Below are 26,580 nucleotides of genomic sequence, written 5' to 3'. Positions count from 1 at the left end.
ACAAAATTTTGCATTCGTCCTCTATTTTTATAATTCAGGCCCATTGAATGCCCAATTGTTTCTTCTGAAAGTGGCTGAATTTCAATCGTTTTGGGCTGATATAAGTAATTCTGATAATTTGTTGGCTAAACTGACAACAATCAAAGACTAAATTCTGCATTTTTGTCCGTCGAACCAAGTGACCATTTTTTAGTGTTCATTAGAGTATCGCTCATGTACTAAAGACGACCTTAACAATAATCATTAACCATTAACTGTGCCGAAGCACATAAATCAGTAACCATGAATCACGGACAAGAGTTTAGAAAGTACGCAGTTAAACATTTGGGTATGAGTGGCCTTACAGTAGATGGCTACGTAAATCATACCGTTGAAAACATGACGCGCGCCATCATTGAAGAGCGCCCGATGAACTTCCGTGAGGTCGATGTTTTTTCTCGCCTCATGGCCGACCGTATTATCTTTTTTGGAATGCCCGTTGACGACCAAATCGCCAACATTGTGGTAGCTCAATTATTATTTTTGGAATCAGCAGACCCTAAAAAAGATATTCTGATGTACATCAACAGCCCTGGGGGCTCGGTATACGCTGGGATGGGAATTTATGACACCATGCAGTACGTTCGCCCAGATGTAGCCACAGTATGCACCAGCTTGGCGGCTTCGATGGGTGCGGTATTGTTGGCAGGTGGTGCGGCGGGCAAACGTGCGGCACTCCCACACGCCCGTATCATGATTCACCAACCTTCTGGCGGCGCTCAGGGTCAATCTGTTGACATCGAAATCACAGCGCGTGAAATCGTAAAATTACGCGAAGAGCTTTACGAAATTCTGGCCAATCACACTGGTCAAACCATTCAGCAAATCGAGGCAGATTCTGACCGCGACAAATGGATGCGCGCCTTCGAAGCCAAAGAGTACGGCTTAATCGACGAGGTACTGACCAGAGAAAAGTAGCGGGGCCCGCCCGTGCGACAGTTTACAGTAGGCAGTCTAAGTTCTTTTAAAAGGCAGTGCGAAAATCCGTACTGCCTTTTATTTTGAAAAATACTGCTTACTGCCTACTGCCTACTCTGAACTGCTGACTACCTTTGTGCCATGCATCAGAATTACCATTTTTTACGGCACTTGACCGAAGCGCTTCGTCAAGAAACTACGGGTTTGAAGTTTATGGAATGTTTTAGTCAGGAAAAAGATGAATTGGTCATCATTCTGGCGCACGCTCGTGGGAAAAACAATTATTACCGCCCTTTTTTCATTCGCGCCACGCTCCGCCCCGATTTTGCCTGCCTCAACTTTCCCGAAGACTTCAACCGTGCCCGTCAAAATAGCGCGGATTTGTTCGAAAATCTGTATGATTTAGCCGTCATTGATGTACGTCAGTTCAAAAATGAGCGGGCTTTTGGATTGGTTTTGGAGAATAATTACACCGTGGTTTTTAAATTATTCGGTAATCGTTCCAATGCCGTTGTGTTTCAGGGGGACGAGGTGACAGATTTATTTCATAACCGGCTCGTTTCCGACAATAACCTGCATTTATCAGAACTCGACCGGGAACTCGACCAGACCTGGGAAGCCTATCAAGCCGCGAATTACGACCACCGCAAAGTGTTTCCTACTTTTGGCAAAGAAATCAATGCATATTTAGCAGAACAGTTCGAAGCCATACCTGCCCAATCAGGCCCGTCGGTCGGTTCAAAACCAACTGACGGATATTCTCCTGAGCAACGCTGGCAAATTATTCAGGAAACCTTAAATCTCCTCTCTCGTCCTGCGTTTAAAATCAGTCTGTGGCATCACCAGCCCACGCTTACGCTCGTTCCGCTGGGCGAAGTAATGCGCGAACACACCAATGTCATTGCGGCACTCAACGATTTTTACACCACTTACAACCGCGTAGGGGTCATTGCCAAAGAAAAAGGTGACGCGCTCAAAATTTTACAAAAACGCATTCAACGAACTGAACATTACCTCGAAGAAGCATTTCAGAAACTGTTGGGCATTGATGGCGAGGTGAAAAACGAAGAAATAGGACACATTTTGATGGCCAACCTTCACCAAATTCCCGAGCGGGCCGAGCGCGTGACGCTGTTTGATTTTTACCGAAATCAAGACATCGAAATTAAATTAAAACCCGACCTAACGCCCCAACGCAACGCAGAAACGTATTACCGAAAATCCAAAAACGAACGCATTGAAATCGAAAAATTGCAGGAAAACATTGCCCTACGAGAAGGCGAATTGGAAGAACTCAAAAATCATGTCAGCACCATTGAGGAATTTGAATCACTGAAACTATTACGCAAATACTTAAAAACCAATAGTCTTCTGAGCGACGCTCCCATTCTATCACCTACGCAACTCTTCAAACATACCGAGTTTGAAGGCTACGTAATTTTAATTGGCAAAAACGCCAAAAATAACGATCTGCTGACCAAAAAATACGCCTACAAAGAAGACCTATGGCTCCACGCCCGCGACGTAGCAGGCTCGCACGTGGTGGTAAAGTACAAAGCGGGCAAAAAATTCCCGAATAGCGTCATTGAGCGAGCGGCCCAAATCGCCGCGTGGTATTCCAAACGCCGCAACGAAACACTTTGCCCCGTCATTGTGACTCCCAAAAAGTATGTGCGCAAACCCAAAGGCCTGCCCGAAGGCGAAGTGATTTTGGACAAAGAGGAAGTCGTAATGATTGAACCTAAAGGGATGTAGTTCGCAAGGAAGACTGCCGAATAATCAATTCTCCTTTGACTTTTTTTACTACTGGCTCAAACGTATCTTTGTGTATGATGTTGTCAATCAACAAAGTAGCGGCGGTTTCGCCAACATTAAACGGAAAAAGGTGGAAAACCGTCAAGGATGGCTCAATCAGCGAAGCAATAAGTTCATCACCAAAACCTACCACGGCGATTTGTTCGGGAATTTGAATTTTAAGCCTTTTCAGTTCCATAATCATATCAACCGCATTCGCGTAATGAACTGCAAAAATTCCGTCTGGTTTTGGGTCTAAATCCAACCAAGCTTTCAAGGCAAGTAGCGGCTCTCCTTTCTTGAAATTGCTGTGATAAATCAACTCTTCATCCAACGGAATTCCGTATTTGGCCAATGCTGCTTTGTAGCCATTCAGGCGGGTCGTGCTTATCAATAATTCCCGAGGCCCAGCACATACCGCAATCCTCCGGCACCCCTGCAAAATGAGGTGTTCGACCAAGGCAAAACTCCCATCAAAATCTTCCTGAACCACTTTTGAGGTTTCGATGTCGTAACAAACCCGGTCAAAATGGACAATAGGCAACCCTTTTTTGAGTTGAAGTTTGATGTGTTCAAACGAGGTTGTTTCTTTAGAATGACTAATCAGTAATCCATCAACCCTACTAGCCACTAATGCCTGTACGTTAAGGGTTTCGGTCGAGTGTGATTCGTTCGATTGGCAAATCATCACCCGGTAGCCGGCCTCGGTTGCCACTTTCTGAATACCTGCCAAGACCGCCGCAAAAAAAGGGCGCTCAATATCGGGAATCACGACACCGATGGTGTGGGTCTCACCACGGTGAAGGCTCTGTGCCAGCAGATTAGGCCGATAATCCATTTCAGTTGCTACCCGCAAAATCTCCTGACGCGTCTGCGGATTTATATCCGAGCTTCCATTCAACGCCCGCGAAACCGTAGAGGGTGCCACGCCTAAAGCCTTGGCAATGTCGACAATCGTAACTTGTCGAATGGGTTTATTTACACCTTTTTGAGGTAAATTCATGGTAAAATGAACCTCACAAGACTTGCAGTAGAGTCGCTGCTGACCTCTTATAAACCCCGATTTTATGACATTCTTATCGCTACCGCATTTTTCACACGCTACCATCAAAATTACATTTTTCCAAGTTTGTAAGTAAAATAAATTTTCTTTAATCGAAAAATATTAAGCGTTTACTTTTATACAATTTCACAAAAATATATAAAATATCTCATTTAATTATATCTATCGGTTGCGTTTCCGAAAACGTTTTCGATAGACTTTTTTAGTATTTTAATCGAAAAAATTAGGTAATATCTTTGAAATCTAGCGTTCTTAGTCTAACATTAACCATGTTTTGACCTTTGTCTTCCCTCACAATTTAAATACTTGGCAAGAAATCTAACTCAAAAATTGTACAATTTGAATACCCTGTTTCTAAGTTAAAAACATATTTATTTTAAAAGGCATTCATTTTCAACTTTTACGTTAAAAGAAACCCCAACCTTTCTATGTCAAAAGAACCAAAAACCTCTGTTTCGCGAAGGGAATTCCTCTCGCTGACGGCCAAAGGTGCGGTAGCTTCCACCGTCATTGGCGTTCCGACCATTGTTCCAGCTTCCGTATTTGGCAAAAATGCGCCCAGCAATAAAATCAATATCGGTCAAATAGGCTGCGGACGTATCGGCCGAGACCACGATATGGTCGGCACCCTCCAACACGACGTAGCACGTATGATTGCGGTCTGTGACCTTGACAAAAATCGCCTAGTGGATGGCAAAAAACTGGTGGAAGGCTATTACGCCAAAAAGACGGGCAACGCTAACTACGTAGAAGCCAAAATGTACGACGACTACCGCGAGATGTTACTCAACAAAGACATCGACGCCGTCATCATCAGCACGCCAGACCACTGGCATTCGCAGCCTGCCATTGAAGCCGCCCTCGCTGGCAAGGACGTTTACCTCCAAAAACCAACGTCTTTGACCATTGCCGAAGGCCGAATGTTGAGCGATGTTATCCAGAAAAAAGGCACAATTCTACAAGTAGGAACACAGCAACGCTCTTCTCCCCAATTCAGAATTGCGGCGGAATTGGTCCGCAACGGTCGCATCGGAAAGCTGCACACTGTCAAAGTAGGTCTTCCCGGCGACCCGTCAGGGCCTTCGGCCCCCACAATGCCCGTTCCTAAAGGCTTTAATTATGATATGTGGCTCGGCTCAACCCCCGAAATGCCTTATACCGAAATCGGCGTTCACCCGCAGCAGGGTTATGGCCGACCTGGCTGGCTGCGCATCGAGCAGTTTGGCGCGGGAATGATTACGGGTTGGGGACAACATCACTTTGACTCTGCCGCGTGGGGAATGGACACCGAACTGACGGGACCTATTTCGGTACAAGCCGTGGCTGAATTTCCAAAATCGGGTCTCTGGAATGTTCACGGCGATTTCATGGTCAAAGCCGAATACGCCAACGGCATCACGATGTACACCAGCGGAGGCTTCCCCAACGGTATCCGTTATGAAGGAACCGAAGGTTGGATTTTTGTATCTCGTGGCGACTATGTGGCTTCAGCCAGCGACCCCGTCTCAAAAGCTAAAAGTAGCAAAGCACTAGATGCCAGCGACCCTAAAATTCTGACGTCGGTCATCGGTGAGAACGAAATTCATTTGTATAAAAGCGAGGAGCAACACGGCAACTGGCTCGAATGCATCAAAACGCGTAAAGCGCCGATTTCGCCCGTTGAGATTGGTCACCGCGCGTGCAGCGTATGCTTGGTAAGTCACATTGCCATGAAATTGCCCCGTAAATTGCAGTGGGACCCTAAAGCCGAACGTTTTGTCAACGACAACGAAGCCAACGCCATGCTAAGCCGCCCACAACGTAAGCCTTACGGTACGACCAATATCAAGATGTAATATTCAACCCTTGATAAGGTTTTGAGCCTTATCAAGGGTAACCCAATCACTCATGAAAAATTCCGATAACCAACGACGCACATTTTTGAAAGAATCGGCCGCTGGCCTCATGGCCCTTCCCATACTTTCCACCGATTCTTTCGGCCATATTAAAACCGAAAAAGTAGCTCCTTCTCCCATTATCCAGTACGATACACCACGCATTAAATTTGCGGTCATCGGTATGAACCACGGCCATATTTATGGACAAGTGGAAGCGGTAATTCGCGGAGGTGGAGAATTGGTTTCGTATTATGCCAAAGAGCCTGATTTAGTAGCGGCATTTGCCAAACGCCACCCTAAAGCTAAGCTCGCTTCGGGCGAAAAAGAAATTTTGGATGACAAATCCATCCAATTGGTGCTAAGCTCGGCCATTGCCAACGAGCGCGCTCCGTTGGGTGTTCGGGTAATGAAAAGCGGTAAAGATTTTATGTCGGACAAACCCGGCATTACCACCCTCGAACAACTCGCCGAAGTACGGAAGGTACAGAAACAAACGGGACGTATCTACTCCATCATGTATAGCGAACGCCTCGAAAACCGCGCAACCGTAAAAGCAGGAGAATTGGTCAAAGCAGGCGCTATCGGTAAAGTTATTCAAACCATCGGAATGGGCCCGCACCGCATGAACCCCAAAACACGTCCCGAGTGGTTTTTTCACAAAGAGCAGTTTGGGGGCATCATTTGCGACATCGGTTCTCACCAGTTTGACCAATATCTATTCTTCACCAACTCTACCCAAGCCGAAATCGTGGCGTCGCAGGTGGGCAACACGCACTATCCGCAATACCCTGACTTTGAGGACTTCGGCGATGTGATGCTCCGCGGCAACGGCGGTATGGGTTATATTCGAGTAGACTGGTTCACCCCCGACGGACTCAAAACATGGGGCGACGGTCGCCTGACAATTTTGGGCACCGATGGATTCATCGAAATTCGTAAAAACATCGACATTGGCGGGCGTGAAGGTGGCAATCACCTGTTTCTGACCGACCACAAAGAGACGCGCTACATTGACTGCACGCAGCAGGAATTGCCTTACGGTCGTCAGTTGGTAGATGATGTAATCAACCGGACTGAAACGGCCATGCCGCAAGCCCATTGTTTATTGGCAGCGGAACTGTCTATCAAAGCGCAGAAACAGGCGCAACAAATTCATTTGAAAGCGTAGGGGTGGGCCTCGCGTCCACCCATAGCGTCCCGTACGTTCCGTTTGCGTCCACTCATGACGCCCCGTACGTTACCGTTTGCGCCCGCGCGATAGTTTACACAAAGAACAAAAAGGGGCGGACGCAAGGCCCGCCCCTACGGGATAAACCAAATGATTTATACTATTATTTATATCTTAATCCATGCATTATATCAAACAGATTCTCTTTTTCGCAGCCGTATTTTCAAGTATGGCGAGCCAGGCCCAAACAAAAATTACGGCTCAGAAGCTCAATTCCAAAATTGACATCACAATCAACAATAACTTTTTTACGAGCTACATTTTTTCGCAGGATGAAAAATACCCGTTTTTCTATCCCGTCAACGGACCTTCTAATGCAAGTGTGACCTCCATGCGTAACGGAAATTACCCGCACCACAGCTCCTTATTTTTCGGATGTGATAAAGTAAACGGTGGCAATTATTGGCAAGAAGGCCTAGAAAAAGGTCAGATTATTTCGTTACGAGCTGATATTGTTCAATCAGGAGGAGACAAGGTTGTGATTGAAAATGAGTGCATTTGGCGTCGCCCCGAAGCCAACGCCCCCATCAAAGACTTCCGTACCATCACCATTACAGCTCCTTCCAAAGACCTGTACCAAATTGATTTTAACGTCACCATGGAGACCCTCATGGATGTGACCATTTTGAAAACCAACCACTCTCTTTTCAGCGGACGCATGGACCCAGATTTGGCGGTTATCAACGGAGGCACCATGATCAACGCCGAAGGAAATCAAGCCGAAAAAGGAACGTTTGGGATAAAATCACCGTGGATAGATTGCTCCGGCAAAAGAGGCGACAAAGTGGAAGGTATGACCATTATGCAGCACCCTTCCAACCCCTGGTACCCTTCACCGTGGTTCACCCGTGATTATGGTTTCTTTTCTCCCACGCCCATGTATTGGCCGCAGGATGACAAAGCAACGGTGATGAAAAAAGGAGAAAAACTCACCCTGCGGTATCGCGTATTAGTCCACGCTGGCAACCACCAAACGGCAAATGTGGCAAGCCTATTTGAAAAATATAAAAGTGAATAAAGGAGGAGCGAGTAGTTAGTAGCGAGAAATGAGAATACCTCCTGACTACTCACCGCATCGGCGACCCCATCCTGACTACTGACTACTAATTTATGACATTTATTCAAACCATGCGTTGGTTCGGGCCAAACGACCCCGTTTCACTGATGGATATTCGTCAGGCGGGATGCACGGGCATTGTTACGGCCTTACACCAAATCCCCGTTGGGGAAGTTTGGTCTGTCGAGGCTATTCAACAACGTATTCAACTCATCGAAGCAGACAATGACCGCTATACCCCGCTCACGTGGGAAGTAGTAGAGAGCCTGCCCGTTCACGAAGACATCAAAAAAGGTCTGCCGAGTCGGGCGCAATATATCGAAAACTACAAAATATCGTTGCGCAACTTAGCGGCCTGCGGCATCAAAACGGTGTGTTATAACTTCATGCCAGTGCTAGATTGGTCACGCACCAACCTGCACTACGAAATGCCCGATGGCTCCCTCGCCCTGCGTTTTGTGTGGGAAGATTTTGCGGTGTTTGACCTGTGCATTCTCCAACGGGCCAATGCCGAAGCCGATTACACGCCCGAAGTACAAGAAGCGGCCAAACGCAAGTTTACCGCCATGACGGCGGAGGAAATAGCCACGCTCCAGAATACGGTTTTATTGGGCCTACCTGGCTCCAATGAAGCATTTGAACTGGCCACGTTTCAGGGATTACTGAATAATTATAAACACATCGGTGACAAAGAGTTACGCGAGAATCTGTATTATTTTATTCAGCAGGTAGCTCCCGTGGCCGAAGAAGTTGGCGTGAATCTCTGCATTCACCCTGACGACCCACCGAAACCACTTTTAGGATTACCGAGGGTAGTCAGTACGGAATCTGATTTGGCGCAATTGATGGATGCCTGCAAGGTACGCGCCAATGGCATCACGTTTTGTACCGGCTCGCTGGGTGTACGGTCCGACAATAATTTATCAAAAATGGTAGAACGCTTCGGCGACCGTATCCATTTTGTGCATTTGAGAACGACCAAGCGGGAGGACAATCCTTTGAATTTCCACGAAGCCGCCCATTTGACGGGTGATGTAGACATGTACGAAGTGGTAAAAGCCTTTGTGCTGGAAGGAAAAAGGAGAAAGAAACAGGGACAAAAGGACGCTATGATTCCGATGCGCCCCGACCACGGACATCAAATGCTGGACGATTTGTACAAAACAGGAAAAGACAAATCTTATCCAGGTTATTCGGCCATTGGTCGTTTAAAAGGCTTGGCCGAATTGCGGGGTTTAGAGTTAGGGATTGAAAAAAGCATTTAATAAGGGCGGAATTGCCTCCTGCTTTAGCTGGAGATAAAAATAAACAATGGCTTTAGCCAAATGAAATCAATGACAAGATATTTCTTTCTATTTCTCCTGCTACTCTCCACCGCCGCCCTTGCCGATGACGGCTCACGGCTTTGGCTCAATTACGATTTAATCAAAGATGCCAAGCAGCGGGAAAGCTATGCTCCATTTACAAAATTCATTGCAGTTTCATCTGATAATCAAACCCTAAAAATTGCCACTGAAGAACTTCAAACGGGCTTACAAGGATTGTTGGGCAAAAAAGTTACCATCCTAAAAACGGCAACATCAACGGGTGGCATTCTTCTCAATGTGAACCAAAATGCCCCTTCAAGTGCCAATATTTCCAACGAAGGATATGAGATTTATGCCGAAAAAGGCAACATCGTCATCTCCTCTAAGTCTGAAACGGGCGTATTGTACGGAGCGTTTGAATTGTTGAGAGCCATTCAAATGGGCAAATCGCTCGCCAAGCTTTCCATCACAAGCAGTCCTAAAGTAAAAATTCGAATGCTTAACCACTGGGACAACGCCAACGGAACCGTAGAGCGCGGCTATGCAGGCTCGTCGATGTGGAAATGGAACGAACTGCCTCATCGCATAGACCCACGTTATGTGATGTACGCCCGCGCCAATGCCTCGATAGGAATCAACGCCACCTCCATCAACAACGTCAATGCAAGTTCTAGGTTTCTGACCGCTGAATATTTAGAAAAAATCAAAGCCGTGGCTGATGTGCTTCGTCCTTATGGCATCAAGGTATTTATTTCGGTCAACTTCCGCTCACCCCGCACCCTCGGCGGACTCAAAACCTCCGACCCGCTCGACCCCGAAGTGCGCAAATGGTGGAACGACAAAACCAAAGAGATTCACCAATACATTCCTGATTTTGGTGGGTATTTGGTCAAAGCCAATTCAGAAGGCGAACCTGGCCCGCAGGATTACGGCCGCACCCACGCCGACGGCGCCAACATGCTAGCCGAAGCCATGCGTCCATTCAGCGGCATTGTTATCTGGCGGGCATTTGTATACAATGCCGACCCCAACGGCGACCGTTTCAAGGAGGGCTACGCTCAATTCAAACCCCTCGACGGTACATTCGACCCTAAAGTGATTGTCCAAGTCAAAAATGGCCCCATTGATTTTATGCCTCGGGAACCTTTTCATCCTATGTTTGGAGCTTTTCCCAAAACAACGTTGGGCATGGAATTTCAGATTACGCAAGAGTATTTGGGACAATCCACTCACCTGACCTATTTGGCACCGATGTTCAAAGAATGTTTGGATACAGATACCTACGCCAAAGGGCAGGGCTCTACCGTGGCCAAAGTCATTGACGGAAGTTTGTATAACGCCCAGTACTCCTTAATGGCCGGCGTGGCCAACACGGGTTCAGATGTCAATTGGTGCGGGCATCCCTTCAACCAAAGCAACTGGTACGCTTTTGGCCGATTAGCTTGGGACCACACGCTTTCATCGGAGCAGATTGCTTCGGAATGGATTCGAATGACCCTGACCCAAACCAAACAAACGGAGCAGAAAATCTCCGACATGATGTTGAAATCACATCCTATCTACGTGAGTTATACCTACCCCTTGGGAACGTCTCACATGATGGGCGAAAGTCACCACTACGGGCCAGAGCCTTGGCTCGCCAAAAGTGCCCGCCCCGACTGGACATCGGTGTATTATCACCGTGCTGATTCCATTGGACTGGGTTTTGACCGAACAGGTAAGTTGAGCAATGCCTTGCAACTTTACAGCCCCGAAGTCCAACAAAAGTGGGGAAACCCCGAACAATGCCCGCTCGACTATTTGCTTTGGTTTCATCACGTGCCCTGGTCCAAAAAACTGAGTACCGGCCGCAGTCTTTGGGATGAGTTGTGTGTGCGTTATTACGACGGCCCGGTGCAGGTCGGAAACTTGCAAAAGACTTGGGAAAGCCTCAAAGCAAACGTTGACCCCGAAATCTTTGAAAACGTAAAAGGAAGATTGAAAATACAGGAAAAAGAAGCCTTATGGTGGCGCGATGCGTGTGTTTTATACTTCGGAGAATATTCCAAAATGCCCCTTCCGAAGCCCTTAACGCCTCCGCAAAGAACCTTAAATGAAGTTAAAAAATTAGTAGAAATTTATCATTTGCGATGACAGAGAAAGAACAATTAACCGAATCTCTCACCTTAGTAAACCCCCAATCCGTTTTTTCATTGGAGGGAAAAATTGCGCTTATCACGGGCGGCGGCAGCGGTATTGGCTATGATATTGCCCAATGCATGACCCACGCCGGCGCCACGGTCATCATCACCGGCCGACGCGAGCACGCTCTTCAGGAGGCCACGGCGGCCTTGGGTACATCGGCCCATTACGTCGTAAATGACGTCACGGAATTAGACACCTTGGAAGGCCTTGTCGAAACCATTGTAAACACCTACGGTGAAATAGATATTCTGGTCAACAATGCGGGCATCAACATGAAAAAACCCGCGTTGGAAGTCACAGATGCTGATTTTGACCGCATCATCCATACCAACCTCAATGCTGTTTTTGCCCTTACCCGCGCCTGCGCCAAACGCATGGTTGCCCGCCAAAGCGGCTCCATATTGATGATTTCATCCATGGCGGCCTATTACGGCATCGATCGCGTGGTGGCCTATGCCGCGTCCAAATCAGGTGTGGAAGGAATGGTGAAAGTGTTGGCTTCTGAATTTTCAAAATACAACGTTCGCGTCAACGCCATTGCACCGGGCTTTATCGAAACCAACATGATGAAAACCGCCATGAGCAGCGACCCCGACCGCATGAACCGCGCCCTCAACCGAACACCCATGGGCAAATTTGGCAAGCCGCAGGACATCGGCTGGGCCGCCGTCTTTTTAGCCTCCGAGGCCGCTGCTTACATCACGGGCGCTTCATTGCCAGTCGATGGGGGCAATTCTATCGGGTTTTAACATTTGTGGTACGATAAATGCTCTCTAACAAAGGTATTTATCGCACCACCAACCCAGTTAACTACCTATTAAGATGAGATTTTTACTTTTGTTTTTCGGATGTTTTTTGCTTACAGGTTATCTCTTTGCCCAAACCATAACTGCTTTTGCCAGTCGGGATTCGGTTGATATTTTCCAACAGGGTACGGCTCCCAGTGTGATTAAGCAGTATAATGCCTTGTGGGAAAATGCCAACCAGAAAGCCTTTTGGGAAGAATTTCAGCAAAAATTCGCCAATGATTTCGATCAAAAAAAACAGTATGAACTATTGTTTTCCCAAACCGTTGACATGCGGGAAATTGAACTCTTTAAGGCCCGGAACCAGCAGATAACATTTTTAAAAAACCATCCCAACTTTTCAACTTTTTCCGATTCCTTCAAACGTTACGTCGAAAACACCGCCCGCTGGAATTATTGGTATTGGCTACTCAACTACGCCATAACCCGTAGCAATGCCGACACCAAAAACCTCAAAATGGCGGCACTCCCTAACGTAATGACCGAGGCCCTCGACCCGAAAAAAATCGCCGACGAAGAGGCTTTCTTAACAACCCCTTTCCGTGATTTTTTGCCCGTATTTGTCACTTATTTTAATTCCAGAGAACACGCGTTCAATAAATATGCCGACTTGTCGGCGGCCATGAATGATAAAGTAGCTTTTGCCAAGCGATACCTAACGGGTAATTTGCTTCCTTTTTATCTCTGCCGATTACTACGCGACAACTGCATCACTACCCCCAAAGAAGCCGTAACAAATACCCTCGATGTTTTAAAAAGCCTGCCCCAAACCGAGCGCTATACAGCATTGGCTACCCAAAAATGTTACGAAGTAATCACCCGAAAAGAAGAGAAAAAATCAACGCCTGAGCCAACAAAAGCCGCCCCCAAAGGGGACGAAATTGCATTTTCATCTATCGACGGGAAGAGTTTTTACCTGTCTGATTTCAAGGGGAAAGTCGTTTATGTAGACTTTTGGGCGAGTTGGTGCGGCCCCTGTCGGGCGGAGTTTCCGCATTCTAAAATCATGCACGAAAAGCTGACGGAAAAACAGTTAAAGAAAATCGTTTTCCTCTACATATCTATCGACCAAAACCCCCAACTCTGGAAAAAAGCCCTTCAAGAACTACAACTTCCGGGTGAACACGGCCACGTAAACGGAGCGCGTAGTGCGCAGCTTCTCAATAAATTTGCCATCACAGGTATTCCACGTTACATGATTATTGATAAAGACGGCAAAATTGTCGCCGCCGACGCCTCTCGTCCCAGCTCTCCCAACACGCTTACTGAATTGCTAAAATTGATTGATTAAACCTACCTAACCCCGTCCTTACCGATGAAATCTTACGCTTTGCTGTTAGTAGTTGGATTATTTTCACTCACTTCGGCGGCCCAAAAACCCGTGGGTATTTTCGAAAACCACGACGACATCGGGAAGGTACTCCACGCTGGAACCGCCACTTACGACAACGCCACTCAGACCTATAAACTATCGGGTTCGGGCGAAAATGTGTGGTTTAAGAAAGACGAGGTTCATTTTGTTTGGAAAAAACTAAAAGGTGATTTTATCCTGCACACCCAAGCTGCCCTCGTGGGTACAGGCACCGACCTGCACCGGAAAATAGGCTGGATGGCCCGCACCAGCACCGATACAAGCGCCGCAATGGTCTGCCTGACCGTTCATGGCGACGGCCTGACGGCGTTTCAATACCGCAAAAAGAACGGAACCAACATAGAAGAAGTAAAATCGCCCGTGATAAACCCCGATATTTTACAATTGGAACGGCGGGGCCGAAGCTATTTTATTTCGGTTGCCAAACTCGGCAATCCCTTCTGGACGGTCGAAGTACCCGATTTTGATTTTCCCGAAGAACTGCTGGTCGGGCTTTTCATCTGCGCCCACAACAAAAATGTGGTGGAACAGGGCACTTTTAAAAACACCCGCGTATATACAGCCGTCAAGTAAATTTCTAAATTAACGCTGACCGAAGTAGCGTATAAATGCGCTCGTCGCCGCCAACGCTTGAACAAACTCCTTTTTCTTTTGAAGGACATTGTTTGGCGTGGGCGAGTATCTTAAAGGAATGAAAAACCCATAAATTCAACTCCCTTAAAATGAAATCCTTAAACCAATTCTTACTTTTCTGCCTCTTACCTTTTTCGGCCTTTGCTCAATTTGGTCTTACAACGGCTCAACGCGACAGCCTCAATAAGCTCACCGCCGCCGACCATGCCAACATGAAGCAGCAATTGGGCATCAAGACCCTGCGGCCTGGCCCCAGCGGCAATGAATCAGCGCCCAATCACGCCAATTATAACGAATCAACGGCTAACCCCTGCCCTGCTTTGCCCGATATTCTAACCTTGAAAAATGGTAATAAAGTAACCTCGGCCGATGTGTGGTGGGCACAGCGCCGCCCCGAAATCATCGAAGAATTTGAACGCGAAGTATACGGAAGGCTTCCAAAAAATATCCCAAAAGTAACATGGAAAGTGGAAGCCGCAGACAATGAATTTGTGGGCCGCATTCCGGTAGTAGCTAAAAAATTAACAGGTCACATAGACAACAGTGCCTACCCTTCCATCAAAGTAGACATCAACATGATGTTGGTGGTTCCGACCAACGTAAAAGGCCCTGTTCCAGTGTTGATGATGTTTGGTCGCCCGTCTTTCCCATCACCTGCCCAACCCAACAACGATGACTTTGAAAAAATCAACGCGGCGTTCAAAGAAATGCTCATCAAAAGTAATCCCGAAATGAAGGCCATTTTTGATAAATATCCCGCTTACAGCCCCGTTGCCCGCGCATCCCTTCCCAATTTCTTCGCTCCCCTTCCCACAGGCGACTCTCCGGGCACAGAACAATTATTAGCCGCAGGTTGGGGATATTGCACCATCGACCCTGCGAGTATTCAAGCAGACAATGGCGCGGGATTGACGAAAGGAATCATTGGTTTGGTCAACAAAGGTCAATACCGCAAACCCGACGATTGGGGCTCGCTCCGGGCGTGGGCGTGGGGTGCGGCGCGCGGCTTAGATTATTTAGAAACCGACCCCGCCGTAGATGCCAAAAAAGTGGGCATCGAAGGCGTTTCCCGTTATGGAAAAGCGGCTTTAGTGACCTTGGCTTTTGAGCCACGTTTTGCCCTAGGGCTGATTGCCTCGTCTGGAAAAGGCGGAACGACCTTGCACCGCAGAGTATTTGGCGAAGCCGTCGAAAGCCTGACGGCTAGCAGTGAGTATCATTGGATGGCCGGAAATTATCTAAAATACGGCACCGAAGAATCTGGTTTTGGCAAAAAAACAGGTTGCGACTTATCGGTAGATTCGCACGAATTAATTGCGCTTTGCGCGCCTCGCCTGTGTTATGTGAGTTACGGTATTCCCGAAAAAGGCGATGCCAAATGGCTTGACCAACAAGGCAGTTTTATGGCAACGATTGCCGCTGGTGCCGCTTATAAACTCTTGGGGGCAAAAGATTTAGGGGTTTCAAATGACCCCATGAAAGAAAAAATGCCGCCCATGCTTACGAGTATGCACGACGGGCAACTGTCGTGGCGGCAGCACGACGGCGGGCATACCGACCAACCCAACTTTCAGCATTTTATCCCTCGGGCAAGCAAGATGCTAAAATACGAAAAAGCAGGGCAGTAATCGGTCACTTAAACGCCAGTCTTTTTTTGTATTATAAACATCTGTCTATCAATTTATTAATACAACACCATTATACTTATTCCCTTTTAACCTTTCTTATCAATACGCTAAGGTTTTATCAAAACCTCTGGTGCAAAGCACTTAAGAAAAAATCGGTCTAACCCCTAAATCGAATCTTTTACCGATGACAAAGCTACTTTTCCTACTATTTCTGGTAAGCCACCTTGTTTTTGCGCAAACCGCTGAGCCAGTTGCCTCCAAAGTCTACAAATGGTCAGACGCGCAGATAATCAAAAGACCGAAAGGCGAAGCCCGTTCCATTTTGGAAGGCACTACGCCACATTTCAAGTTATTCAAAGTCCACGCTACGACCGTGAATCCCAAAAGCAGAATGCGTGACAGTGAATATACCCAAGAGAATGAGGAACTTCTCATCATCAAAGAAGGTATACTGACCGTGACCGTAGAAGGCAAAACCAAAGAGTTGAAGCCGGGAGGCATTGCGCTTATCATGTCGGGCGATAAACGCAGTGTGGTCAACAATACCGATACGCCCGTTACATACTACGTTTTTCAGCTCAATTCGGTCGCGCCACTTGACATCGAAAGAGGCAAAACGGCGGGTGGTTCGCTGCTGCTCAACTGGGACGAAACCGAATTTAAAGGCCATGACAAAGGCGGAAGAAGGAATTTTTTCGACCGTCCAACGAGCATGAGCAAGCGTTTTGAAATGCACGTAACGACCCTCACGGGCAATTGGATGAGCCACCCCGCGCACCGCCACCCGGCCGCCGAGATTTTGATGTTGGTCAACAGTCAGGAAGGCGAAGCCGATAGCCAAGCCAAAGAAATCATTGATGGTGTATGGCATGACTCAAAAGTAGGGGATATCATTTTCCTCAACTCTAACGTGCCGCACGGTCTTCAAAATACAAGCAAAGGCTCGTGTACTTATTTTGCTTTTCAGTTTGAGTGAGTGTTAGTAGAGTATGTGTGTTAATTTGTTACACTTATTTGTTTAACATTAAGCTCAGGAGAATTACTAATATTTGTATTACGAAAGCAGTCCAATAAAGGATTTTCAGATACCTCAAATTCCAGAATATACTTCTGATTGAAAAAGACGGGCTTATATTTAATATTTGGAGCAATGTAATAAGTAGGTAAATTTTTCACTTTCACTACTCGATTATACAGAGTATCATTTAGCACTATTTTTTCGCCAAATACCTTCATACTACTATCTCCATATGGATTAGTAATATTAAAAATCCAGTAGCTTTGAGAGGAATCAGAAGAACAAAACTTACGATCTATCAAAACTCCCCTTGCGAAGTACGAATTAACTTTTAGTTCAGGGCGATTACACGCAATCAAAAAAGTGAAAGTGAATAAAATCATTAGTTTTTTCATGGCACTTGAAATGACATATTGCCAAAAATGTGACTAATATTAGAAATTAAAGACGTAAATCCATCTTCTATGGTTGTAATTAGTTGATTTTTTATATCAAAAAGGAATCAAAAAACGTATAAGAATAATTTTTGCCTTTTCTGTGCCCCCTTTACCTTTGTCTGTGTCTCCCCAACTTTCTCATATAAACTTTGTATAAAGGCAGACCAGGGCATTATGGAGGGCGCTAAACATAACTCTCTGAAAATCAGCAATAATAAGCTGCATCGGACCGCTCCATGCAACTCTGTGTCCACAAAAATGTTGAAATACTATACACAATGGAAAATCGCATCAATCGCCGCACTTTTATTAAAAACAGTTCACTGGCTACGGTCGCTTTGACGAACGGAAGTATGACTGGACCAGTGAAGAAAAAGAACAGATTGCCACAATGGAAAGGCTTCAATGTGCTGGATTTCTTTTCGCCCGACCCCGCCAAAAGCCGCCCGCAAACGCCCGAAGTGTATTTTAAATGGATGGAAGATTGGGGCTTTGACTTTGTCCGAATTCCGATGGCATACCCCGCTTATCTGAAATTTGACCGCTCCAAAAACATCCGAATCGACGAGATTAGAAACATAGATACCCAAATGACCGACCGTATCGAGCAGTTGGTCTATTGGGCGCAGAAATACAACCATCACGTTTCGCTCAATCTCCACCGCGCGCCAGGCTATTGCATCAACGCGGGTTTTGTGGAGCCTTACAACCTGTGGACCAACGAACAGGCGCTGAGTGACTTCTGCTATCATTGGGAATTTTGGGCGAAAAAATTCAAAGATACGTCTTCCAAAAAAATCAGTTTTGACCTCCTCAACGAACCCAGTTGGCGCGACGACATGAACGACCAATTGGGCAAAAAAACCAAATTGGAACCCGAAATGTACCGCAAGATGATTCTGGCGGCCTACAATACCATCAAAGGAGTCAATAAAAAACACTTAATCATTGCCGATGGCAACAACGTTGGCAATGATGTGATTACGGGTATTTCAGATTTGGAAGTGGGCCAAAGTTGCCGAGGCTATACGCCCTCCATCATCTCGCATTACAAAGCCTCATGGGTGTACAAAGACCCAGAAAGCCTGCCCGTTCCCATTTGGCCCGGAAAAGTGGGCGACCAAAACCTGAGCCGCAAAATGTTGGAAGACAAATTTCAACCGTGGATTGACCTCAAAAACAGCGGTACGGGTGTTCACTGTGGTGAATGCGGCTGTTTTAACAAAACGCCACACGCTGTATTTTTGGCGTGGTTCAAAGATTTGCTTGGCATTCTGAGCGAAAACGGAATCGGCTTTGCATTATGGGAATTTGACGGCTCCTTTGGTTTGCTCAATTCTGGCCGAAGCGACGTTGACTACGAAAATTTCCAAGGCCAAAAATTAGACAGAAAACTGCTGACGCTTTTGCAGAAAGTGTAGGGTTGTTGCGCGATAAGGATACACCTTGAAACTTTGCATTTTAAAATTGAAGCATTTAGATTGCAGATAAAACGCTAAAACATGCGTGAATTAGCGAGTTAGCTGCCATATTATGACAACCGTGTCTGACAACAATAAAATAGAATTTTATAAATTTCTTAATGGAGATAAATCTGTTGAAGACTTAGAGAATTTTATTTATTCGCAACCAGATTTAGAGCAACAACTTGGCAGCGAAACATATTTTAATTTAATTGAGTTGAATTTCAAAGATAAATATAACATAGCAAAATTACCAGACTTAATAAAGACCAGAATTATTGAAGAAGGACAATTTGAAACGTGGAAACTAAAAAGAATTTTAAACGACTTCCTAACTCAACCAGAAAAAACAGACCTTAATCTTGACAAAATTTATCATTTATATTGTGGGGTTTACCAAGAGAATGGGGAAAGAAGATATGAATACAAATTTTTAGGAAATTTAGGACTTAACTATTTACATTGGACAGGCGAAGGATATTTGAAAACATTCTATGGCGACAATTGGAAAGCTGAATATGAAAAATGTTCAACTGAATTTGAGTTTTATCACAAACAACTTAAAAACTTTGCGACAGAAATATTGTCAGCTATTGACAGCAAGGAAATAGAAATTTTGAATGACGGAACATACAGAATTTCAAATGACTTGAAAAACAAATTGGAAACAGACGAAATTTATAAACTTATACACCCGAACGAAAAATACGGCAGCTAATAACTAAGCATTCGTGGTGGCCGTAGGCCAAGCCATGAAGGCGATGTTGAACCCTTTTCCTTGGTCTGTGTCCTCTCAGACCCTTATCTATATGAAAAGTGAGGACACGGACCAAGGTTTAGATAGACATCACATCTAAAACTTATCGCTTCTAATATCCATTTTGGAAGTAATTTTTTGAGGTACATTGTTTACAGAAACGGGAAGATTAATCACAAACTCGCCAAGGTCAGGAGTCAAATAAGCATACCCATCCAATTTTTTGCCAACAAGTTGAGGTTCTGCCGGGATGGCCGAATCACATACTCCACTAAAATCAATACGATAACGCGTAGCTTCCTGTTTAGGCATTGGGGAGGTAAAAGTAGCCTTTATTTCATAATCGTTACCAGGGTTGGGGTTGAGTCCTGCGCATTTACCAACGTAAACAAATTGAATGGTGAGGGTTTTCTCATCCTTTTTTGTAATAAAAGCTTTAGAGATAATCATGTGACCTTCTTTGCAGGTAATGCGGGAGGTAAAGTAGTCGATGGGCTTGGGAAAATACTCAAAATACCCGTTTAGAAGTGGTTTTAAGATTTCAGGATCAATGGTGGGTTGGTCTTCGCCTTTGCAGCCTAATACGAAAGTAAGAAGTGTTAAGTAAAGTACCTTTTTCATGGCAAACCTGAAAGTTGTTTTGGCACTAAAATAAGCCTTTCTTTTGGTTGCAGAACAAATAGTTATCAAGTGGTATTCCGTTTCAAGAAGTAACAAGCGTGAGTTATCTCTAACTGGCGTTCAATAATAAAACCCAAAAACAAATTTGGAAAGCCCGATACAAACCTTACTTTTGTAGAGTGATTAGTCAATCTAGTGTAAATGGATAAAAAAGAACAGATACTGGCGAGTGCGTTGAAGCTCTTTGTGGAGTTTGGTTTTCATGGTACGCCCACGAGCAAAATCGCTAAGGAAGCGGGGGTATCCAACGGAACCCTTTTTCATTATTTTGCCACCAAAGAAGACCTGATAAAGGAATTATACATCACCATCAAAAATGATTTAAACCAATTTTTATTTTCAAAGATTACTCCTGAGGATGGTGTCGAAACCATCATAAAAAAAGTCTTTATCTATTTCATTTACTGGGCTTTAGACAACCGAGAAAAGAACCATTATATCCAACAGGTGCTTTTTTCGCCGCATATTTTTCAAATCTCTGAATCGGTTCTAATGGAGCAATCCCAGAAACACATTCAGTTGATTGAAGAAGCAAAAGCCACCAAAATCATCAAAGATTTACCCACTGATTTGATTTATACGTTGGCCAACAGCCACTTGATGGGCATCTATAATTACGTTGTCAACTTACCCCCCGATGCACAAAAACCCATCATCGAAAACGGCTTTGAAATGCTTTGGGATATGCTGACCGAACAAAAATAACCATGAAAGAAACCAAAAAAATAAGAGCCATTGTCACGGGTGCCACGGGCATGGTCGGTGAGGGTGTATTGCACGAATGCCTACAAAGCCCTGAAGTTGAGGAAGTTTTGATTATCAACCGCAAACCTTCTGGCTTCACCCATCCCAAATTAAAGGAAATCATTCACCAAGATTTCTTCGACGTCTCGCCCATCAAAACCCAATTGAAAGGTTACGACGCTTGTTTTTTCTGTTTGGGGGTTTCTTCCGTCGGGATGAAAGAAGAAGAATATACCAAAATGACCTACACGCTCACGATGCACGTGGCCGAGACATTGAGCAAACTCAACCCTGACATGGCATTTTGCTACGTATCAGGCTCAGGCACCGACAGCACCGAAAAAGGCCGCAGCATGTGGGCGCGGGTCAAAGGCAAAACTGAAAATGATTTGATGAAACTGCCTTTCAAGGCCGTATACAATTTCCGACCCGGTTATATGCACCCCACCCCCGGATTGAAGAATACCCTTCCTTACTACAAGTATTTAAGCTGGCTGTATCCCGTGTTGCGTAAGGTATTTCCGGGGGCCGCAAGTACGTTGGCAGAATTAGGACAAGGCATGATTAAAGTGGCCACCAAAGGCTATCAAAAGCCCATTTTGGAAGTAAAAGACTTTGTCGCACTAACAAAAACCCTTTAAAAATTTACCTAAAAAATAGAGTGATTAGTCAATCTAAAAATCAATATTCAAACCAAACCAAATGGAAATCAACTTTAATATCAATGGCAAAACGGCAAAGGTGGACGTAGACCCCGCCATGCCGTTGCTTTGGGTAGTTCGGGATGAACTGAACCTCAAAGCCACAAAATTCGGCTGCGGGGCCGCACTTTGCGGCGCTTGCACGCTCCACATCGACGGCGAAGCCTACCGTTCATGTTCTATCCCTGTAAGTTTTGCGGCAGGAAAAAAAGTGACGACGCTCGAAGGCTTATCGGAAAGTGAGGACAAACTTCACCCCATTCAGCAGGCATGGATGGAAGAAAACGTGCCCCAATGCGGCTATTGTCAGCCCGGGTTTATGATGGCGGCCGCCAATTTTCTGGAGAAAAACCCCAACCCGACCGAAGAAGATATAAAAAACAATATCACCAACATTTGCCGTTGCGGTACGCAGCCCCGCATCATCAAAGCCATCAAAAGAGCCGCTCAACTTTCTCAAACCGTAACTGCGTAACGACATGGCTACCGAAGATAAAAAAACAAAAAAGAAGTTTTCTCGACGTAAATTCTTGCAACGCGGAGCCATCATTTTTGGCGGAACCGTTGTAGCGGTTATTGCGTCAAAGGGGCCTATTCGTCGTTTTTTGGCCCAAAAAGCGGAAAATATGGATTTCCCGCTCCTGGTTTCAACGCAGGAACCATCCTTCTGGTTTGAAGTATTGCCCGATAACACCATCCTCTACAAATCTACCAAGCTGGAGATGGGACAGGGGATTTTTACGGGATTAGCGATGTTGGCTGCCGAGGAGCTAGAAGTATCACTCGAACAAATCAAGGTCGTTCATGCCAATACCGCCAACGGCGTGGAAGATTCGCTCGGAACGGGCGGAAGCAACACCACTTTATCGTTGTTTAAGCCCATTCGAGAAGTGGCCGCTACCCTGCGCGAAATGCTAAAAGCCCAAGCCGCCAAACAATGGGGCGTACCTGTAGCAAGTATCAAAGTTGAAAATGGAATCATGACGTCGGGAACTCATAAAGCTACGTATTATGAAATTTCCACCTCTACCCAAGAATGGGAAACGCCCGAAACACCTGCATTAAAGCCTTCATCGGCCTTTAAATATGTAGGAAAAGACGTAAAACGCATCGATCTAAAGCCAAAAGTGACGGGCAAACCCATTTTTGGCATAGACCAAACGTTTCCAGATATGTTGTATGCGGTGATGCTCCAATCCCCCTACATTGGCGGCACCCTCAAAAAACTCAACACCCAAGAAGCCGCAAAGGTCAACGGAGTGGTCAAAATCGTGGAGGATAAGGAGTTGGTGGCCGTAGTAGCCAAAAACCGATATGCCGCCGAGATGGGATTGCAAAAAATAGAAGCCGAATGGGATGTTCCAAAAAAATGGCAACAGGCTGAATTTGAAGCATTGACTACCGTAGGCATCGGAACAGACGTGCGCATTCAAAGCGAAGGCTCGCCCGAATCGCTTTTGGAAGAAGCGCCCAACCAAGTGTTCAAACAAGAATACCGCACACCATTGGCCACCCACGCCCACATGGAGCCACACGGTGCCGTGGCGCATGTTGAAAAAGACAAAGCCACGATGTACGTGGGTACGCAAGCCTCCACCCTTTTCAGAAGTGCCATCGCCAAAGCCATTGATGTAGAAACTGAACAACTCAACATCGAAACCACCTACGCGGGCGGTAGTTTTGGCAGAAGGATTGATTCAAAACATTCCGAAAAAGTGGCTCGCATTGCCAAAATTGTGGGTAAGCCTGTACATGTGTTTAATACGCGAACACAGGAATTTCAGAATGCCATTTATCGTCCGCAAACGCACCATGTACTGGCGGCCAAAATTGGAGAAAACGGCACCATCGAGGCCATTACCCACAGCCAAGCCACCCCCGACCAGGTTCTTGGGGCGATTCCTGCCAATATCGGCTATACCCTACTAGGCGCTGATTTTGTGTCGGCGGGCCACGGTGCCAGTATTTTGTACAACATTGAGCATAAATCAGCCACGTTGTGGCAAAATAAACTACCCGTTCATACTGGAATCTGGCGCAGTGTCGGGATGTTTCCCAATACGTTTGCCATCGAAAGCTTTATCAACGAATTGGCCCATAAAACGGGCAAAGACCCGCTCAAAATGCGTTTGGAGTTGCTGGCTGGCAACGAACAAATCAACCAACGTTACAAAAAAGTATTGGAAATGCTGGCTGAAAAGAGCGGGTGGAATCAACCCAAAGCGGCGGGGATTGGGCGAGGTATCGCCATCGGCAACGACCGCAAGAGCATTGCAGCGGCGGTGATTGAAGTGATGATAGTTAACAACCAAATTCAGGTAAAAAAGGTAACGCAGGTGCTTGACGCAGGCTTGGCCATCAATCCTGAGGGGATTCGGATGCAGGTAGAAGGTGCTACCATGATGGGGATTACGGCCGCGCTGTATGAAGGTTTAACCATCAAAGACGGGCAAATAACCGCAACCAATTTTCACGAATACCCCATGACAAAACTTTCAGATACCCCTGAAATTGAGGTAATTATTCTGGAAGGACACTCCGAGCCTTACGGCGTAGGTGAGCCTCCGCTCGCGCCAGTAGCGCCCGCGATTGCAGCGGCTGTTTTTGATTTAACGGGTAAAAATTTGAGAACCTTACCGCTGAAGTTAAGCTAAAATAAATCGTTGCCGAGGTTTTGAATCCAAGACCTCGGCAACGTTCGTTGTCTTTATTCGGCCCGTACAATCAGCTCGGGCTTTATGGTATCGTATTGATTGAGGCGAAGCCAAAGTTGCGCCAACACCACGACGTCTTCTTTACAGTAACGACGGATTCGGTCAAGGTCTTTTTCGGCGTAATAAACGCGGGTAACGTCTTCGCCACTGATGTCTGATTTGCTGCTCGGAATGCCAAACAACGCCGCCAATAAATCCAACTGTGCGAAGCTTTTATAATCGCCAAAACGCCACATATCGAGTGTGTCCTGATGAAGAATTTCCCACGGTTTTTTACCCGAAAGTTTTAAAGAATCAGGCAGCGTAATTCCATTGACGAGCATTCGACGACACAGAAAAGGGAAGTCAAACTCTTTGCCGTTGTGGGCGCAGAGAACGAGTTGGTTTTGGGGATATTTTTCAATCAACTCTTTAAATTCCAACAAAATCGCCTTCTCGTCGTCGCCCGCAATGGTCTTCACTTTAAAGCGTGGCTGCTCGTCGGAAGAAACCCAATACAGCGCCCCTACTCCGATGCAAATGATTTTGCCGAATTCAGAATAAATAGCCGCCCGACGGTAAAACAGGTCAAAAGCCGAGACGTGTTCGTCATTGCGGATGTTGGCCGCTTTTCGTTGCCATTGTTCCTGCATTCGTTCGTCTAGCAAATCAAACGACTCTTTTCCTGACACCGTTTCCAGGTCAATAAAAAGAATATTCTTGGCAACTCGGCGAAGTTCTTGCATCTCGCGTTTCGAGGTTATTTAGGAAATCTCATTTTGTAATCCACTTTGACATTGCCCTTTGTAATGTCGGTAAGGCGTTTTTTGAGCATCTGCCGTTTGAGCATTGGCAGATAGTCCGTAAACAGTTTACCTTCCAAATGGTCGTATTCATGCTGAATGATACGCGCCGCCATGCCTTCAAAGGTGTCTACGTGCTCATTCCAATCAATATCTCGGTATTTGATTTTAATAAATTCAGGACGATATACATCGGCTCTGATTCCCGGAATACTGAGGCATCCTTCTTCAAACGCCCATTCGTCACCCGTTTCTTCCAACACCTGCGGATTAATAAATACTTTTTTAAACCCTTCCAAACTTGGGTCTTTGTCTTCCTCTTCTTCATCTTCATTAAGAGGCGTACCATCTACCACAAACAACCGGATACTTTGTCCGATTTGCGGAGCCGCCAAACCAATACCCGAAGAATCGTACATGGTTTGGTACATATTTTCTACCAACTCGGGCAGGTTGAATTCGTCTTTTTCAATGGGGCGAGCCACTTTTCGTAATACGGGGTCGCCATAAGCTACTATTGGAAAAATCATTGTTAATCGTTGTCCTTTTTAATGGTTTATCGGGCAAAACACCCATGATACGATTTCATCGTTGGCTTTCAATAAACGATTGCAAAATAATGGTGGCACTGACTTTGTCAATATTACCTTTATTGCGGCGATCACTTTTTTTAGACCCCATCGAAATCATGGTCTGTAATGCCATGCTGCTGGTAAAGCGCTCGTCGTGTTCATACACGGGGGTATCGGGAAACGCTTTTTTGAGTTGTTTGATGAATCCCTTCACGTGCGGCGTATTGTTGGTGTCGGTATTTTCCAATGTACGGGGCATCCCTACCACAAATACATCCACGGTTTCATTGGCGGTATAACGTTTCAAAAAATCAATTAATTCAAATGAGCGTACCGTTTCCAAGGCCGTCGCAATAATCCGTAACGGGTCGGTAACTGCCAATCCGGTTCGTTTTGAGCCATAATCAATGGCAAGAATTCGCCCCATTGGTTTGTTTTGTTTAAGTACGTTACCCGTTTATTTTTTCTAAACACAAGCCGAGAATAATCGTTATATTTGATATTCTCTCAGCGCTCATGACAGGGTAAATTGACAATTAAATCACAAATATAGCAGAAAAATCGTCAGCCTTTGGCGTAATTGGTTCATAAAAGGCTTTCCAGCAAATGACAATTTGGCAGTTAAAGCCCCCTCGCATCATTATTTTATATCTTGAGTAAGTACAAACTTTTGCTTGTTAAATATTGTTAAAAAGTAGAAATTTGGATACCGATTTTTTTGCCAGAGACGTTATGTCGATGCATTTTTGACATGTTAATTGCAAAAACACAAAAACCTAAGAATAAACAGTAAATAAAACCAAAA

The 26,580-nt window shown here is 45.6% G+C and carries 24 protein-coding genes; 18 read left to right on the top strand and 6 right to left on the bottom strand.

Going from position 1 to position 26,580, the window contains the following annotated elements; translation table 11 throughout:
* Positions 1–282: 282 nt before the first annotated feature.
* Together DR864_RS21480 and DR864_RS21475 are read left to right on the top strand one after the other, a co-directional pair.
* Positions 283–957: a ClpP family protease gene (locus tag DR864_RS21480; protein ID WP_114068901.1), complete on the top strand. Its 675-nt coding sequence runs from the start codon at positions 283–285 to the stop codon at positions 955–957.
* 141 nt (positions 958–1,098) lie between these two features.
* Positions 1,099–2,712, top strand: a complete 1,614-nt coding sequence (locus tag DR864_RS21475; protein ID WP_114068900.1) for an NFACT RNA binding domain-containing protein — start codon at positions 1,099–1,101, stop codon at positions 2,710–2,712.
* Here DR864_RS21475 and DR864_RS21470 read toward each other — a convergent pair.
* Positions 2,699–3,754: a LacI family DNA-binding transcriptional regulator gene (locus DR864_RS21470; protein WP_229599436.1), complete on the bottom strand. Its 1,056-nt coding sequence runs from the start codon at positions 3,752–3,754 to the stop codon at positions 2,699–2,701. The genes DR864_RS21475 and DR864_RS21470 overlap by 14 nt on opposite strands.
* A gap of 488 nt (positions 3,755–4,242) precedes the next feature.
* Here DR864_RS21470 and DR864_RS21465 point away from each other — a divergent pair, with 488 nt between their 5' ends.
* From DR864_RS21465 to DR864_RS21420, 10 genes are all read left to right on the top strand, one after another.
* Complete coding sequence (locus DR864_RS21465) at positions 4,243–5,649, top strand: Gfo/Idh/MocA family protein (protein ID WP_114068898.1); 1,407 nt, start codon at positions 4,243–4,245, stop codon at positions 5,647–5,649.
* Between the two features lie 52 nt (positions 5,650–5,701).
* Complete coding sequence (locus DR864_RS21460; RefSeq protein ID WP_114068897.1) at positions 5,702–6,859, top strand: Gfo/Idh/MocA family protein; 1,158 nt, start codon at positions 5,702–5,704, stop codon at positions 6,857–6,859.
* Between the two features lie 181 nt (positions 6,860–7,040).
* Entirely contained in the window at positions 7,041–7,937 is an 897-nt protein-coding gene (locus DR864_RS21455; protein ID WP_114068896.1) for a DUF6807 domain-containing protein, read from the top strand.
* 92 nt (positions 7,938–8,029) lie between these two features.
* Positions 8,030–9,241 carry a mannonate dehydratase gene (uxuA, locus tag DR864_RS21450; protein WP_114068895.1) on the top strand — a complete coding sequence of 404 codons (1,212 nt, stop codon included), beginning with the start codon at positions 8,030–8,032 and terminating at the stop codon, positions 9,239–9,241.
* A gap of 69 nt (positions 9,242–9,310) precedes the next feature.
* The gene (locus DR864_RS21445; protein WP_114070404.1) at positions 9,311–11,416 is read left to right on the top strand and encodes an alpha-glucuronidase family glycosyl hydrolase; all 2,106 of its coding nucleotides are present in this window, start codon (positions 9,311–9,313) and stop codon (positions 11,414–11,416) included.
* Positions 11,413–12,216 carry an SDR family NAD(P)-dependent oxidoreductase gene (locus DR864_RS21440; protein WP_114068894.1) on the top strand — a complete coding sequence of 268 codons (804 nt, stop codon included), beginning with the start codon at positions 11,413–11,415 and terminating at the stop codon, positions 12,214–12,216. Before DR864_RS21445 ends, DR864_RS21440 begins: the two co-directional genes overlap by 4 nt.
* Before the next feature lie 73 nt (positions 12,217–12,289).
* A complete protein-coding gene (locus DR864_RS21435) occupies positions 12,290–13,564 on the top strand; it encodes a TlpA family protein disulfide reductase (RefSeq protein ID WP_114068893.1) in 1,275 nt (424 codons plus the stop codon).
* Between the two features lie 24 nt (positions 13,565–13,588).
* Complete coding sequence (locus DR864_RS21430) at positions 13,589–14,218, top strand: hypothetical protein (protein ID WP_114068892.1); 630 nt, start codon at positions 13,589–13,591, stop codon at positions 14,216–14,218.
* Positions 14,219–14,367: 149 nt separating this feature from the next.
* Entirely contained in the window at positions 14,368–15,906 is a 1,539-nt protein-coding gene (locus DR864_RS21425; RefSeq protein ID WP_114068891.1) for an alpha/beta hydrolase family protein, read from the top strand.
* A 184-nt stretch (positions 15,907–16,090) separates the two neighbouring features.
* Positions 16,091–16,882, top strand: a complete 792-nt coding sequence (locus DR864_RS21420; protein WP_114068890.1) for a cupin domain-containing protein — start codon at positions 16,091–16,093, stop codon at positions 16,880–16,882.
* A gap of 20 nt (positions 16,883–16,902) precedes the next feature.
* Here DR864_RS21420 and DR864_RS21415 read toward each other — a convergent pair whose 3' ends face one another.
* Positions 16,903–17,319 carry a hypothetical protein gene (locus tag DR864_RS21415; RefSeq protein WP_114068889.1) on the bottom strand — a complete coding sequence of 139 codons (417 nt, stop codon included), beginning with the start codon at positions 17,317–17,319 and terminating at the stop codon, positions 16,903–16,905.
* A gap of 320 nt (positions 17,320–17,639) precedes the next feature.
* Between DR864_RS21415 and DR864_RS21410 the strand changes: the two genes are divergently transcribed.
* Positions 17,640–18,782, top strand: coding sequence for a glycoside hydrolase family 5 protein (locus DR864_RS21410; RefSeq protein ID WP_114068888.1), 1,143 nt, complete (start codon positions 17,640–17,642; stop codon positions 18,780–18,782).
* A gap of 121 nt (positions 18,783–18,903) precedes the next feature.
* Positions 18,904–19,542: a hypothetical protein gene (locus tag DR864_RS21405; RefSeq protein ID WP_162794019.1), complete on the top strand. Its 639-nt coding sequence runs from the start codon at positions 18,904–18,906 to the stop codon at positions 19,540–19,542.
* A 135-nt stretch (positions 19,543–19,677) separates the two neighbouring features.
* Here the strand turns inward: DR864_RS21405 and DR864_RS21400 are convergent, their stop codons facing one another.
* Positions 19,678–20,202: a hypothetical protein gene (locus tag DR864_RS21400; RefSeq protein ID WP_114068886.1), complete on the bottom strand. Its 525-nt coding sequence runs from the start codon at positions 20,200–20,202 to the stop codon at positions 19,678–19,680.
* 201 nt (positions 20,203–20,403) lie between these two features.
* Here DR864_RS21400 and DR864_RS21395 point away from each other — a divergent pair, with 201 nt between their 5' ends.
* The 4 genes from DR864_RS21395 (at position 20,404) to DR864_RS21380 (ending at position 24,361) form a co-directional block, all read left to right on the top strand.
* The gene (locus tag DR864_RS21395; RefSeq protein WP_114068885.1) at positions 20,404–20,967 is read left to right on the top strand and encodes a TetR/AcrR family transcriptional regulator; all 564 of its coding nucleotides are present in this window, start codon (positions 20,404–20,406) and stop codon (positions 20,965–20,967) included.
* 2 nt (positions 20,968–20,969) lie between these two features.
* Positions 20,970–21,647 (top strand): NAD-dependent epimerase/dehydratase family protein, encoded by a 678-nt coding sequence (locus DR864_RS21390; protein WP_114068884.1) that lies wholly within the window; start codon positions 20,970–20,972, stop codon positions 21,645–21,647.
* Positions 21,648–21,708: 61 nt separating this feature from the next.
* Positions 21,709–22,182, top strand: coding sequence for a (2Fe-2S)-binding protein (locus tag DR864_RS21385; protein WP_114068883.1), 474 nt, complete (start codon positions 21,709–21,711; stop codon positions 22,180–22,182).
* Positions 22,183–22,186: 4 nt separating this feature from the next.
* The gene (locus tag DR864_RS21380) at positions 22,187–24,361 is read left to right on the top strand and encodes a xanthine dehydrogenase family protein molybdopterin-binding subunit (protein WP_114068882.1); all 2,175 of its coding nucleotides are present in this window, start codon (positions 22,187–22,189) and stop codon (positions 24,359–24,361) included.
* A 53-nt stretch (positions 24,362–24,414) separates the two neighbouring features.
* Here DR864_RS21380 and DR864_RS21375 read toward each other — a convergent pair whose 3' ends face one another.
* The 3 genes from DR864_RS21375 to ruvX are packed head-to-tail and all read right to left on the bottom strand — an operon-like array spanning position 24,415 to position 26,202.
* A complete protein-coding gene (locus DR864_RS21375) occupies positions 24,415–25,146 on the bottom strand; it encodes a 3'-5' exonuclease (RefSeq protein ID WP_114068881.1) in 732 nt (243 codons plus the stop codon).
* A 14-nt stretch (positions 25,147–25,160) separates the two neighbouring features.
* Positions 25,161–25,733: a peptide deformylase gene (gene def, locus DR864_RS21370; protein ID WP_114068880.1), complete on the bottom strand. Its 573-nt coding sequence runs from the start codon at positions 25,731–25,733 to the stop codon at positions 25,161–25,163.
* 55 nt (positions 25,734–25,788) lie between these two features.
* Positions 25,789–26,202 (bottom strand): Holliday junction resolvase RuvX, encoded by a 414-nt coding sequence (gene ruvX, locus DR864_RS21365; protein ID WP_114068879.1) that lies wholly within the window; start codon positions 26,200–26,202, stop codon positions 25,789–25,791.
* Positions 26,203–26,580 lie beyond the last annotated feature (378 nt).

The organism is Runella rosea (assembly GCF_003325355.1).
GTDB classification, from domain to species: domain Bacteria; phylum Bacteroidota; class Bacteroidia; order Cytophagales; family Spirosomataceae; genus Runella; species Runella rosea.
Note: the sequence above shows the minus strand (reverse complement) of the source record. Positions and strands in the feature narration are given on the sequence as shown.